Genomic DNA, 12,509 nt, shown 5'->3' with positions numbered 1-12,509 from the left:
AGGGGGTGCCGCGTGGCGCTCAATAGCATCGAAGAACTGGTTGAAGATATCCGCCAAGGCAAGATGGTCATCCTCATGGATGACGAAGACCGCGAGAACGAAGGCGATCTGATCATCGCCTCCGAGTGTGTCAGGCCTGAGGACATCAACTTCATGGCGCGCTATGCCCGTGGCCTGATTTGCATGCCCATGACCCGCGAGCGCTGCGAAACCCTAAAGTTGCCGCTTATGGCGCCGCGCAACGGTTCCGGTTTCGGTACCAAGTTCACCGTCTCCATCGAAGCCGCCGAAGGCGTGAGCACTGGCATATCTGCCGCTGACCGCGCACGCACAGTGCAGGCAGCCGCCGCCAAAAATGCCCGCGCAGAAGACATCGTCAGCCCTGGTCACATCTTCCCGCTGATGGCGCAGGCGGGTGGCACGCTGTCTCGCGCCGGCCATACCGAAGCTGCCTGTGACCTGGCGCGCATGGCCGGTTTCGAGCCGACAGGTGTGATCTGCGAAGTCATGAACGACGACGGCACCATGTCCCGTCGTACAGAACTTGAAGCATTCGCCGCCGAACACAACATCAAGATCGGCACCATTGCGGATCTGATTCACTACCGGATGATCCACGAACGTACCGTTCAGCGGATTGCCGAGCAGCCAATGGACAGCGAGCTGGGCCATTTCAACCTGGTGACCTACCGCGATTCGGTGGAAGGCGATGTGCATCTGGCATTGACCCTCGGCAAGATCTGCGCAGAAGAGCCAACCCTTGTTCGCGTCCATAACATGGACCCGCTGCGTGATCTGCTGATGGTCAGGCAGCCGGGCCGCTGGAGCCTGCGTGCCGCGATGAAAGCGGTTTCGGACGCAGGAAGCGGCGTCGTTTTGCTGCTCGGTCATCCACTCGATGGCGACGTGCTGCTGGCGCAAATCCGCGATACCGCCGAGAAAAACATCATCAAGTCGCCCACCACCTACAGCACCGTGGGCGCGGGTTCGCAGATCCTTCGCGACCTGGGCGTGCGCAAAATGCGCCTGATGAGTTCGCCAATGAAGTTCAATGCGATATCCGGTTTCGATCTGGAAGTTGTAGAATACGTGCCCTCCGAATAAAGACCGGTGGACGACTGCGCATGAAACCCCTCGGGATTTCACACCTGTCGCCCGCGCCGATCCTGTTTCGTGACCTAAAATCCCTGGAAGCGCGTGCGTGATGCGCGCTTGCTTGCTCTTTAATACGAGAATACGAGACTCAGCCGAATGCCCCTGAAGACCATCGAAGGTACCTTCATCGCCCCACAAGGCCGCTACGCCCTCGTGGTTGGCCGCTTCAACAGCTTCGTCGTGGAAAGCCTGGTGAGCGGTGCCGTTGATGCCCTGGTTCGCCATGGCGTGAGCGAAAACGACATCACCATCATCCGCGCGCCGGGTGCTTTCGAAATCCCGCTGGTCGTGCAGAAGGTCGCTCAACGTAGCGAATTCGCAGCCATCATCGCCCTTGGCGCTGTGATTCGTGGCGGCACCCCGCATTTTGAATACGTTGCGGGCGAATGCACCAAGGGCTTGTCCCAAGTGTCCATGGAGTTCGGCGTACCGGTCGCCTTTGGCGTGCTGACAGTTGATTCCATCGAACAAGCCATCGAACGTTCCGGCACCAAGGCTGGTAACAAGGGCGCTGAAGCTGCGCTTTCTGCCATTGAAATGGTCAGCCTGCTGGCACAGTTGGAGGCCAAGTGATTAACGACGAAAGCGACCAGTTCAATCCGCGCGATGCCAAGTCGCCTGAAGCTGCGAAAAACCGCAGTGCCAAGCGCCGCGAAGCGCGTCAGCTTGCGATGCAGGCGTTGTATCAGTGGCACATGGCAGGTCATTCGCTGAATGAAATCGAAGCGCAGTTCCGCGTTGATAACGATTTCAAAGACGTCGACGGTGTGTACTTCCACGAGCTGTTGCATGGCGTGGCGACCAACAAGACCGAGATCGATACTGCGCTCGCGCCTTGCCTGGATATCACCATCGAAGAACTCGATCCGGTGGAACTGGCTGTTTTGCGTCTCTCTACTTACGAGCTGCTCAAACGCATTGACGTACCGTACCGCGTGGTCATCAACGAAGGCATTGAGCTGGCGAAAGTCTACGGTTCGACCGACGGCCACAAGTTCGTCAACGGCGTGCTCGACAAGCTGGCTCCGCGTCTGCGCGAAGTCGAAGTGAAGGCCCACAAGCGCTAAGGGCCTCCGGGCCTGCGCCCGGGACCTGAGTGTTTGACGCCATGGGCGAATTCGAGCTGATCCGCAACTTCTTTGCTGATGCGCCCTGTGCGCAGCCGGGTGAAGGTGTCGTGTTGGGGATCGGCGATGATTGCGCCCTGTTGTCGGTGCCGTCGGGCGAACAGCTGGCGATCTCCACTGACACGCTGGTTGCCGGGGTGCATTTTCCCGACGCCTGCGACCCTTTCCTGCTGGGCCAGCGTGCCCTCGGTGTGTCCGCCAGCGATCTCGCTGCCATGGGCGCCACCCCTCTTGCTTTTACCCTCGCTCTGACCTTGCCGGACGTTTCTGCTGACTGGCTGCAAGCGTTCGCCCAAGGTTTGAACCTCATGGCGCAAGGCTGTGCGATGCGCCTGATTGGTGGCGACACTACACGTGGGCCTTTGAGTTTGACGGTTACGGTGTTCGGCCGGGTGCCCGTAGGTCAGGCCTTGACCCGCAGTGGTGCCCAACCCGGCGACTTGCTCTGCGTGGGCGGGCCGCTTGGCGATGGCGCAGGCGCTTTGCCGTTGGTGTTGAACCAGCGCAGTACCGAGACGTCTACCTCAAAGGCCTTGCTGGCGCGTTACTGGTCGCCGCAGCCGCAGCTGGCGTTGGGGCAGGCACTGCGCGGTCGGGCGACATCCGCTCTGGATATCTCGGACGGACTGCTCGCTGATTGCGGACACATCGCATTGGCGTCAGGCGTTCGATTGCTAATCGAGCGTGACAAGGTGCCAATGTCTGCCCCGCTGCTGTCTTTTTTTGGACAGGAGGCGGCGTTGCATGCAGCACTTAGCGGCGGCGACGACTACATACTCGCCTTCACCCTGGCGCCATCTTCGCTGGCTGATCTGGTTGACGAGGGTTGGCCTGTAGCAGTTATCGGCCAAGTGGTCGAAGGGCAGGGCGTAATGCTCGTCGATGGCCAAGGCCAGGACGTCACTCCGATCACTCGGGGCTATCAACATTTTCGGGAGACACGGTGACAGATCATCCTAATCAGGTCCCGGCGGAAAACGTTCCGCCCTCGGTGTGGACCAATCCGTGGCATTTTCTGGCGTTCGGTTTCGGCTCCGGCACTTTGCCCAAAGCGCCGGGTACCTGGGGCTCGATGGTCGCGGTACCCTTCATTCCGCTTTGGCAGATGCTGCCGGACTGGGGCTACTGGCTGATGCTGGGGATCACTATGCTGTTCGGCTTCTGGCTGTGCGGCAAGGTTGCGGATGATCTGCGGGTCCACGATCACGAAGGCATCGTCTGGGATGAGATGGTCGGAATGTGGATCACCCTGTGGCTGGTGCCCGAAGGTTGGCAGTGGTTGCTGGTGGGTTTTCTGGTGTTCCGCTTTTTCGACATCCTCAAACCCTGGCCCATCCACTGGATCGACAAGCACGTCCACGGCGGCGTGGGCATCATGCTCGACGATGTGCTGGCTGGCGTGTTTGCCTGGCTGGCGATGCAAGGGCTGGTATGGGGCTGGGCGAAGATGTGGGCTTTGGGCTTCTTCTGAGGCGCACAGCCCTTCGGTAGGAGCGAATTCATTCGCGATGCGACAGGGCGACCGATGAAATCTCATCTCCTGATCCGACCCTTCGCGAATGAATTCGCTCCTACAGGCACTGCGTCATCGGGAGTTTTCATCAAACTTCCCGATCTGTTTACTCCACAATTCAGCCTAAGCTTCTGCTGAAAGCTGCTGTTACAATGCGCGCTTGCGAATTTCCAGCCCCCATACTGATCAGGAGCACACGGTGCCCGTCGTATTTGTCGCCGCTTCCAAGCTGCCCACTCCCTTTGCCCAATTCACCATGAACGGTTTCCTTGAAGAGGAGAACGGTCGTGAGCATGTGGTCCTTACGCTGGGCGATGTATCCGACGGCGCCCCCGTACTGGGGCGTGTGCACTCGGAGTGCCTGACAGGCGACGCCCTGTTCAGTCAGCGTTGCGATTGTGGTTCACAGCTTGACGCCGCCATGCGCGCCATCGCCGCAGAGGGCCGTGGCGTGCTCTTGTATCTGCGTCAGGAAGGCCGAGGTATCGGCTTGATGAACAAGATCCGTGCGTATGAATTGCAGGATGGTGGGGCGGACACCGTTGAGGCCAACGAGCGTCTGGGCTTTGCGGCCGATCAGCGTGATTACGGAATCTGCCTGCCAATGCTTGAGTACTTGGGCATTAAGTCGCTGCGTTTGATGACCAACAATCCGCGTAAGGTCAAAGCGCTGACGGAGATGGGCATCACGGTTGCCGAGCGCGTGCCGCTGCACACCGGTCATAACCCGCATAACAAGCTTTATCTGGCGACGAAGGCCGGGAAATTGGGCCACATGATGGGCAACGAGCATCAGAGTGAGGTCGACCCCGCGTGACACAGGGCGACCGGGGACAGATTTATTGACGGTGAAGCGTTGTACATAAATCAGTCCCCTAGCATCCGCCCGCGCGTCCGTCCCTGTTGGAGGCTCGCCCGCGAAGCTTTGGATCCTGGCTGGAGGGCGTGACGTCAAGCGGACTGCATCTTCAGCAGTCGCTGAGTGATCGACGTTTCAATCCCTGCCGCATCCAGACCGCACTCTGCGAGCATCTGCACAGGCTTGGCATGCTCGACATAGACATCTGGCAAGCCAAGATGCAGCACTGATTTAAGAATGTCCTCGCGCGCCAGGAACTCACTGACTGCCGCACCAGCGCCGCCCATGATGGCGTTTTCTTCGAGGGTCACCAGCAGGTCGTGGCTGGCGGCCATTTCCCTGACCAGTCCCTCATCCAGCGGTTTGACGAAGCGCATGTCCACAACCGTGGCGTCCAGCTTTTCGGCCACGCTCAACGCTTCGGTCAACTGCACGCCAAACACCAGCATGGCCACCTTGCTACCTGTGCGGCGCACGATACCCTTACCTATTTCCAGCGGCTCCAGGTTGTTTTCAATCACAGCATTCGGACCGGTGCCACGCGGATAGCGCACCGCAGCCGGGCCGTTGAACAGGTGGCCGGTGCTGAGCATCTTGCGCAGCTCGTTCTCGTCGCTTGGCGTCATCACCAGCATGCCGGGTATACAGCGCAGGAAGGACAGGTCGTAGCTGCCAGCGTGCGTCGGGCCGTCTTCCCCAACCAGACCTGCCCGGTCGATGGCAAACAGTACGTCGAGATTCTGGACGGCGACGTCATGAATCAACTGGTCATAGCCGCGCTGCAAAAAGGTCGAGTAAATAGCTACAACCGGCTTGGATCCTTCACAGGCCATGCCTGCGGCCAGCGTCACTGCGTGCTGCTCGGCAATTGCCACGTCGAAGTAGCGGTCCGGGAAGCGCTCACTGAACGCCACCAGATCCGAGCCTTCCTTCATGGCTGGCGTAATGCCGACCAGACGCGAGTCTGCGTCGGCCATGTCGCACAACCATTGGCCGAAAACGCCGGAATATTTAGGCCCGCCCGGCTGTTTAGGCGCGGCAGCAGGGGCATCGATCGGGTCGAGTTTGGTGATCGCGTGGTAACCAATCGGGTCGACTTCAGCGGGGCCGAATCCTTTACCTTTTTTAGTCACTACGTGCAGAAACTGCGGTCCCTTGAGATCACGCATGTTACGCAGGGTCGCAATCAGCGTTGGGAGGTCGTGGCCGTCGATGGGGCCGATGTAGTTCCAGCCCAGCTCTTCGAAGAGCGTGCCGGGGACCAGCATGCCCTTGGCGTATTCCTCGGTGCGGCGGGCAATTTCCCACGCGCCGGGCAAGCGTGACAGCACTTTTTTGCTGCCTTCGCGCATGCTCGTGTAAGTGCGGCTCGAGAGGATTTTGGCCAGATAATTTGACAGCCCGCCCACGTTTCGCGAGATCGACATGTCGTTGTCGTTGAGGATCACCAACATGTCGGCGGCGACTTCAGGCGCGTGGTTCAGCGCCTCGAAAGCCATACCGGCGGTCAGCGCACCATCGCCAATCACCGCGATGGCTTTGCGGTCGCTGCCTTGCAGACGCGAGGCGATTGCCATGCCCAGGGCGGCGCTGATGGAGGTGCTCGAGTGACCGACGCCAAAAGTGTCGTACTCGCTTTCGCTGCGGCGCGGGAAGGCAGCAACGCCGCCTTTCTGGCGCAGCGTGGACATCTGCTGGCGACGCCCGGTTAGGATTTTATGCGGATACGCTTGATGACCGACGTCCCAGACCAGCCGGTCGTCGGGGGTATCGAAAACGTAGTGCAAGGCGATGGTGAGTTCGATGACGCCAAGACCGGCGCCAAAGTGGCCGCCCGTCTGGCCAACGGTGTAAAGCAGCTCCAGGCGCAGTTCGTCAGCCAGTGCTTCCAGCTCTGCTTCACCTAGTCGGCGCAGGCCATCCGGCGTCGCTGCACTGTCGAGCAGAGGCGTGGACGGGCGCTCGCGGGGGATCTCTTTGAACGTCGTGGGCATCAGGCGAATCGTTATAGGTAAAAGAGGCAGCAGTTTACCTGATGCATCGCTAGCTGCACATGAAGTGCGGCAGATGGATGCTCAGAGTGGAACAGCAGGCGCTGAATTTCGATCTGGTCGGTACAGCAGGATTCACTGATATTGAGCGATGCCGTCACCGGCGCTCCGTCGGGATCAATTACGGCGCTCGACAATGTAGCGCGCCAGCGACCGCAACGGTTCCGCCGCTGCGTTGAAGGGTTGCAAGGCCTCAAGCGCCTGATCACGTAGTTCAAGCGCGTAATGTTTTGCCTCTTCCAGCCCCAGCAGCGCAGGGTAGGTCGGCTTGTCGCGCGCGATGTCGGCGCCCTGGCGTTTGCCCAGGGTTGCGGTATCGCTTTCTACGTCGAGGATGTCGTCCTGCACTTGAAACGCCAGGCCGATGGCGCGTGCGTAGGTCTGCAGTGCATCGAGTTGCGCTTGGCTGGCACTGCCACTGGCGAGTGCGCCGAGTTTGACGCTGGCCTCGATCAAGGCACCGGTTTTATGTCGATGCATGAAGGCCAGCGCAGTCTGATCGAGCTTGAGCCCGACCGAACCCAGGTCGATGGCCTGGCCGCCGACCATGCCGGCCGGGCCTGCCGCGACGGCCAGCGTGCTGACCATCTTCAGGCGCGTATCACTGGTCTGCGGCGTCAGCTGCGCGTCGCTCAACACAGTGAAGGCCAGAGTTTGCAGGCCATCGCCGGCCAGAATCGCGCAGGCCTCGTCAAACGCTTTGTGAGTAGTGGGCTGGCCACGACGCAAGTCATCGTCATCCATGGCTGGCAGATCGTCATGCACCAGAGAGTAGGCGTGGATCAATTCGACGGCGCAGGCTACGCCGTTGGCTTGTTCGGCAGCACCGCCCAAGGCTTCGCACGCTGCGTAAACCAATAGCGGGCGAACGCGCTTGCCGCCATTCATCACGCTGTAGCGCATGGCGTCATACAGACGGGTCAGTTCTGGAGCGGGGGGGACAAACAGACGCTCCAGTGCCGCGTTGACGCGTCGCTGACTGAGGGCCTGATAATCGGAAATCATTCTGGCTGTTCCGCGTCGAAGGGTTCCTCGGCCAGTTCGCCATCGCGCTCCAGCAACACCTGAACCTTCTGTTCAGCCTGCGCCAATGCGCTTTGGCAATCGCGTGTCAGGCGGATGCCTTGTTCGAATGCGGTGAGTGAGTCTTCCAGCGACAGCTCGCCGTTCTCCAGGCGCTCAACCAGCGTCTGCAAATCGGTGAGTGACTGTTCGAAATCCAGTGCAGCTTTCTTGCGGGCCATGGCGGCTATCCCGGTAGACGTTAAACGGGCGCGACACTAGCAGAGCGGCGGCCACGGGGCAAATGAGAGGTGCTGGCCGGGGCACAGCGTACCCCGGACTGTAGCTCCCCGACATTAACTGCCGCAGGCGACAGTGTGGTTCGCCTGCGCAGAATCAGAAGCCTTCGAGAACAATCTTGCCTTTGGCTTTGCCGCTTTCAATCACTGCGTGTGCGCGGCGCAGATTGGCTGCGTTGATCGTGCCGAAATGCTCGCCCACCGTAGTCTTGAGCACGCCTTCGTCGATCAGATCGGCGACGCGGTTCAGCAGTTCGTGCTGTTTGATCATGTCCGGCGTTTCGAACAACGAGCGGGTGAACATCAATTCCCAATGCAGCGACAGTGCCTTGCGTTTCATCGGCATGACGTCGAGCGTCTTTGGGTCATCGATCAGCGCCAGCTTGCCTTGGGGGCGAAGGGCTTCGATCAATTGCGCGAAGTGAGCATCGGTGTGGGTGAGGCTGGCGACGTGACTCACCTGGCCAACGCCGATCTGTTCCAGCTGTTCGGCCAGGGGTTTGCTGTGATCGATCACATGATGGGCGCCGAGCTGTTTGATCCACTCGCGGGTTTCAGGGCGAGACGCTGTGCCGATGACGGTCATTTTGGTCAGCTGACGCGCCAGTTGAACCAGGATCGAACCGACACCACCGGCCGCGCCGACGATCAGCAGGCTGTCGCCTTCACCGCCGCCTTCGGGAACGCCGAGGCGGTCGAACAGTAATTCCCAGGCGGTGATCGACGTCAGCGGTAAAGCAGCGGCGTGTCCGGCATCGAGGGATTTCGGCTTATGGCCGACGATGCGCTCGTCCACCAGATGAAACTCGCTGTAGCTGCCAGGGCGAGCGATCGATCCTGCGTAAAACACTTCATCACCCGGCTGAAACAGAGTGACCTCGCTGCCCACTTCACGCACCGTGCCGACGGCGTCCCAACCCACCACTTTCGGCTCGGTGGCGGCAGAGCCTGCACGAATCTTGGTATCGACCGGATTCACTGACACAGCGCGCACTTCCACGAGCAAGTCACGCGGGCCTGGAGCCGGCTTGGGCAAGTCCATGTCGATCAGCGCATTAGGGTCTTCGATGGGCAGACCGTGTTGGGTGAAGGCAATGGCTTTCATGGGTGCTTCCTCTTCAAGGCGTAGATGGGTTCGAGCGTTCGATGCGAACATTCATTCCGTCAAAATCGTGCGGGCATCTTCACCTTCGCCGCTGCAAAGAAAAACCGGCAGAATGCGTCAACACTTTCACAGCTGGAGTGAAAATGATCCGCATTGATGACCTCAATTTGTTCGTCCGCACGGCGGCACTGGGCAGCTTCTCGAACGCTGCGCGCGAGGCTGACTTATTGCCGGGACAAGTGGCTGCGGCCATCAAGCGCCTTGAGCGTGAGCTGGATATTCGATTGTTCGCCCGCTCCACACGCAGCTTGAGGCTGACGATTGAGGGTGAGCAGTATTTGCCCACTGCGCGAACCGTGCTCGATGCGCTGAAGGACGGCCGTGAAAAACTGCGGCGTGAGAACGAGCAGTTGCAAGGCGTGCTGCAAGTGGCAGCCCCGTCAGATCTGGGTCGCAATATGCTGCTGCCATGGCTGTCTGGATTTCGCCGACAGCACCCGGCGTTGACCTTGCGTCTGTTTTTGTCTGATCAGGTGACGGATTTGTTTCGCGATCCGGTCGATGTGGCGATTCGGTACGGGGTGATCGAAGACGCCAGCTACATCGCGTTGCCACTGGCTCCGTGGAATCGACGGGTGCTGGTGGCGTCGCCCGATTATCTGGCGCGTCGCGGAAACCCGCTGACCCCCGACGATCTGCTGCGTCACGACTGCGTGCTGTACACGCTCAGTGGGAGAATCTACGACAAATGGCGGATTGGTTCTCGCGTGCTGACAGTGACGGGGCCGCTGTTTAGCGACGACGCAGATGTCGCCCGGCGCTGGGCGATTGCCGGGGAGGGCATCACCTACAAGTCATGGCTGGATGTCAGTGAAGACGTGAAGGCTGGACGGCTGAGGCTGTTGATGCAGGATTACCCCGGCGAACCGACACCGCTGAACCTGGTCTGTCCGCACCGCAAACAGTTCTCCCCGGCGATTCAGCAACTGCATTCCCTGCTGCGTGGCCGCTTCGCGGAACTCGAAAGCGGCCTGCCGAAGCTGATTTGAGTCATGGCGGCTCTGGAGCGTGCCGAATCTTTCAGAGGTTCTTCTGCCATCGCCTTACGCGATGGCAACCTCGCCAATGCCTGATATACGCCTCGATTCCTCACTTCTAGTATCGGTATCAGACCATTCGCCCGCCGAGCTTTGTTCTTTGTCGGATGAGTTTCCAAAAATAATAAGTTACGTCCCACGAGGTTTCCTTTATGAAAACTCTTGCCGCAGGACCTGTTGCAGGTGCCGCCTCAGCAATAGACGGCAGCGCTCAATTGACCGCGAGCCAGCGTTACATGACGTTAGGCGGTTCCTGGGCCGCCTGGTTGTTCGATGCCCTGGACGCCACAGTATTCGGATTTGTTCTGCTGGCTATCGCCAAAACTTTCTCGGTGGGTTTGGGCGATGTCGTTTCTACGGTGGCCTGGTTTCTGCTGGCAACCGGCATCGGAGGGTTCTTCCTCGGTAACCTGTCCGACAAGATTGGCCGCAAGAAAACCATGATGATTTCGGTGTTCGTCTATGGCACCGGCACATTGCTCTGTGGTTTTGCAGACAGCCTGTGGCAGCTCAATCTGTTGCGCTTCTGCGTGGGTCTCGCCGTTGGTGGCTTATGGTCGGCCGCTGCCGCGCTGGTCTCGGAGATCTGGCCACCGGCAGGCCGTGCCAAAGCCTTCGCCGTCATGCAGACCGGCTGGTCGGGCGGTGGTCTGCTGGCGGCGATCTTCGCCTGGACATTGCTCGATAGCAGCAACCCCGAATCCTGGCGCCACTTGTTCATCTATGCCTCGATCCCTGCGTACTTCACGCTCGTGTTTATCTGGCTGTTCGTCAAGGAGTCGCCGGTCTGGCTGGCCAACCGCGAATACATGAGCCAAAACGCCGATAAAGGGCGGCTGATGGAAATCTTCAGCCCGCAATACCTGAAAATGACCCTGCTCGGCCTGAGTATTTCGGTGCTGGGTATGTATGGCTACTGGATCATCACCACCTTCATGCCGGCGTACCTGCAGAACATTCTGAACGTGCGTATCGACCAGGCGCCGGTTTTTGTCATCTGGATCGGCATCGGCGCCACCATCGGTTATCTGGCTTACGGCTATCTGGCTGAAGCGGTGGGCCGTCGTTTGTCTTTCGCGATTTTCTTTGGCGGCATGGCGATCATGGTGCCGGTATTTGCCTACTCGGCGACGCTCATGCCACTGACAGACGGCAAACTGCTGTTCAACACCCAGAACATCGTGATCCTGGGTTCGCTGGCTGCCCTGTTGGGTTTCTTCACGGGATATTTCAGTGGATTCGGCGCGTGGTACTCGGAACTGTTTCCTACCAGCATCCGCTCCACAGCGTCAGGTTTTTGCTTCAACTTCGGGCGGGTCGGCGCCATCGCCGGCATCAAACTGGTGCCCATCCTGATTCCTTTGATCGGCTTTACAGCCACGATCTCGCTCGCGTCTGTCTCCTACGCAATTGCCGCCGTCATGGTGTTCACGCTGCAGGAAACCAAAGGCGTTCAACTCACCAGCGGCAACTGATCTTTAACCCCTTTTTGAGGACTGACTCATGAAAAACTTTCGAATCGGCCAAATCGTTCCCAGCTCCAACACCACCATGGAAACCGAAATCCCGGCGATGCTGACCTCGCGTTACTCGCTGTTCCCGGAAGAACACTTCACCTTCCACTCTTCGCGCATGCGCATGATGAAAGTCAGCCCCGAAGAGCTTAAGAAAATGGACATCGACAGTGACCGTTGCGCGCTGGAGTTGAGCGATGCGCGGGTGGATGTCATGGCCTACGCCTGTCTGGTGGCGATCATGTGCCAGGGCGCGGGTTACCACAAAGTTTCCCAGGACCGCTTGAGCAAAACCGTGCACGACAACCAGGCGCCGACACCGGTGCTGAGCTCGGCAGGCGCGCTGATCGACAGCCTGAACCTGATGAATTACAAAAAAGTTTCGATCATCACCCCGTACATGAAGCCGCTGACGCAACAGGTTATCGACTACATCGAAGCGGCAGGGATCGAGGTGGTCGATTCGATCAGCCTGGAAGTGTCTGACAACCTTGCGGTCGGTCGTCTGGACCCGATGGACCTGGTGGCCCACGCCGATCGGTTGAACATCGGACAGGCCGACGGCGTTGTGTTGTCGTGCTGTGTGCAAATGCCGTCTTTGCCTGCGATTCAGGTCGTACAGGATCGTCTCGACAAGCCGGTGTTGTCGGCGTCGGTCGCGACCGTTTACCAAATCCTCAAAACCTTGGGCCTTGAAGCCAGAGTACCGAATGCCGGGCATCTGCTTTCGGGGCAGTACTGAGCTGAAGTGCTCCCCTGCAGGCGCTGACGAGCAACGCCAGGCTGC

The 12,509-nt window shown here is 59.4% G+C and carries 13 protein-coding genes; 9 read left to right on the top strand and 4 right to left on the bottom strand.

Translation table 11 applies throughout. The annotated features are described in order from the left end of the window. The first annotated feature begins 12 nt into the window (after positions 1-12). The 6 genes from ribBA to ribA all read left to right on the top strand — a co-directional run bounded on the left by ribBA (position 13) and on the right by ribA (position 4,612). Positions 13-1,104, top strand: a complete 1,092-nt coding sequence (gene ribBA, locus OYW20_RS22965) for a bifunctional 3,4-dihydroxy-2-butanone-4-phosphate synthase/GTP cyclohydrolase II (RefSeq protein WP_268798182.1) — start codon at positions 13-15, stop codon at positions 1,102-1,104. 147 nt (positions 1,105-1,251) lie between these two features. Beyond that, positions 1,252-1,728 (top strand): 6,7-dimethyl-8-ribityllumazine synthase, encoded by a 477-nt coding sequence (gene ribH / locus OYW20_RS22960; RefSeq protein ID WP_268798181.1) that lies wholly within the window; start codon positions 1,252-1,254, stop codon positions 1,726-1,728. After that, positions 1,725-2,222, top strand: a complete 498-nt coding sequence (nusB, locus tag OYW20_RS22955) for a transcription antitermination factor NusB (RefSeq protein ID WP_268798180.1) — start codon at positions 1,725-1,727, stop codon at positions 2,220-2,222. Before ribH ends, nusB begins: the two co-directional genes overlap by 4 nt. A gap of 41 nt (positions 2,223-2,263) precedes the next feature. Continuing rightward, positions 2,264-3,229 carry a thiamine-phosphate kinase gene (gene thiL / locus OYW20_RS22950; RefSeq protein WP_268798179.1) on the top strand — a complete coding sequence of 322 codons (966 nt, stop codon included), beginning with the start codon at positions 2,264-2,266 and terminating at the stop codon, positions 3,227-3,229. Next, the gene (locus OYW20_RS22945; RefSeq protein WP_268798178.1) at positions 3,226-3,753 is read left to right on the top strand and encodes a phosphatidylglycerophosphatase A family protein; all 528 of its coding nucleotides are present in this window, start codon (positions 3,226-3,228) and stop codon (positions 3,751-3,753) included. The genes thiL and OYW20_RS22945 overlap by 4 nt, the downstream gene beginning before the upstream one ends. A 241-nt stretch (positions 3,754-3,994) precedes the next feature. After that, positions 3,995-4,612 carry a GTP cyclohydrolase II gene (gene ribA / locus OYW20_RS22940; RefSeq protein ID WP_268798177.1) on the top strand — a complete coding sequence of 206 codons (618 nt, stop codon included), beginning with the start codon at positions 3,995-3,997 and terminating at the stop codon, positions 4,610-4,612. 134 nt (positions 4,613-4,746) lie between these two features. Here the strand turns inward: ribA and dxs are convergent, their stop codons facing one another. From dxs to OYW20_RS22920, 4 genes are all read right to left on the bottom strand, one after another. After that, complete coding sequence (dxs, locus tag OYW20_RS22935; RefSeq protein WP_268798176.1) at positions 4,747-6,648, bottom strand: 1-deoxy-D-xylulose-5-phosphate synthase; 1,902 nt, start codon at positions 6,646-6,648, stop codon at positions 4,747-4,749. 174 nt (positions 6,649-6,822) lie between these two features. Next, a complete protein-coding gene (ispA, locus tag OYW20_RS22930) occupies positions 6,823-7,710 on the bottom strand; it encodes a (2E,6E)-farnesyl diphosphate synthase (RefSeq protein ID WP_268798175.1) in 888 nt (295 codons plus the stop codon). After that, positions 7,707-7,949 (bottom strand): exodeoxyribonuclease VII small subunit, encoded by a 243-nt coding sequence (locus OYW20_RS22925; protein ID WP_268798174.1) that lies wholly within the window; start codon positions 7,947-7,949, stop codon positions 7,707-7,709. Before OYW20_RS22925 ends, ispA begins: the two co-directional genes overlap by 4 nt. Before the next feature lie 154 nt (positions 7,950-8,103). Next, the gene (locus OYW20_RS22920) at positions 8,104-9,111 is read right to left on the bottom strand and encodes a zinc-binding alcohol dehydrogenase family protein (RefSeq protein ID WP_268798173.1); all 1,008 of its coding nucleotides are present in this window, start codon (positions 9,109-9,111) and stop codon (positions 8,104-8,106) included. A gap of 143 nt (positions 9,112-9,254) precedes the next feature. On the opposite strand from OYW20_RS22920, the gene OYW20_RS22915 reads away from it, so the two are divergent. The 3 genes from OYW20_RS22915 to OYW20_RS22905 all read left to right on the top strand — a co-directional run bounded on the left by OYW20_RS22915 (position 9,255) and on the right by OYW20_RS22905 (position 12,464). Then, positions 9,255-10,160, top strand: a complete 906-nt coding sequence (locus OYW20_RS22915; protein WP_268798172.1) for a LysR family transcriptional regulator — start codon at positions 9,255-9,257, stop codon at positions 10,158-10,160. Between the two features lie 200 nt (positions 10,161-10,360). Beyond that, on the top strand, positions 10,361-11,683 hold the full coding sequence (locus OYW20_RS22910) for an MFS transporter (RefSeq protein WP_268798171.1): 1,323 nt from the start codon (positions 10,361-10,363) through the stop codon (positions 11,681-11,683). Between the two features lie 28 nt (positions 11,684-11,711). Beyond that, complete coding sequence (locus OYW20_RS22905; protein WP_328284796.1) at positions 11,712-12,464, top strand: maleate cis-trans isomerase family protein; 753 nt, start codon at positions 11,712-11,714, stop codon at positions 12,462-12,464. The last annotated feature ends 45 nt before the right edge of the window (positions 12,465-12,509 follow it).

Source organism: Pseudomonas sp. BSw22131, from assembly GCF_026810445.1.
GTDB classification, from domain to species: domain Bacteria; phylum Pseudomonadota; class Gammaproteobacteria; order Pseudomonadales; family Pseudomonadaceae; genus Aquipseudomonas; species Aquipseudomonas huanghezhanensis.
Note: the sequence above shows the minus strand (reverse complement) of the source record. Positions and strands in the feature narration are given on the sequence as shown.

Excerpts from the sequence above, each read along its gene's own strand:
- ribH (WP_268798181.1), top strand. The coding sequence starts at position 1,252 with ATGCCCCTGAAGACCATCGAAGGTACCTTCATCGCCCCACAAGGCCGC.
- thiL (WP_268798179.1), top strand. The coding sequence starts at position 2,264 with ATGGGCGAATTCGAGCTGATCCGCAACTTCTTTGCTGATGCGCCCTGT.
- dxs (WP_268798176.1), bottom strand. The coding sequence starts at position 6,648 with ATGCCCACGACGTTCAAAGAGATCCCCCGCGAGCGCCCGTCCACGCCT.
- ispA (WP_268798175.1), bottom strand. The coding sequence starts at position 7,710 with ATGATTTCCGATTATCAGGCCCTCAGTCAGCGACGCGTCAACGCGGCA.
- OYW20_RS22925 (WP_268798174.1), bottom strand. The coding sequence starts at position 7,949 with ATGGCCCGCAAGAAAGCTGCACTGGATTTCGAACAGTCACTCACCGAT.
- OYW20_RS22920 (WP_268798173.1), bottom strand. The coding sequence starts at position 9,111 with ATGAAAGCCATTGCCTTCACCCAACACGGTCTGCCCATCGAAGACCCT.
- OYW20_RS22915 (WP_268798172.1), top strand. The coding sequence starts at position 9,255 with ATGATCCGCATTGATGACCTCAATTTGTTCGTCCGCACGGCGGCACTG.
- OYW20_RS22910 (WP_268798171.1), top strand. The coding sequence starts at position 10,361 with ATGAAAACTCTTGCCGCAGGACCTGTTGCAGGTGCCGCCTCAGCAATA.
- OYW20_RS22905 (WP_328284796.1), top strand. The coding sequence starts at position 11,712 with ATGAAAAACTTTCGAATCGGCCAAATCGTTCCCAGCTCCAACACCACC.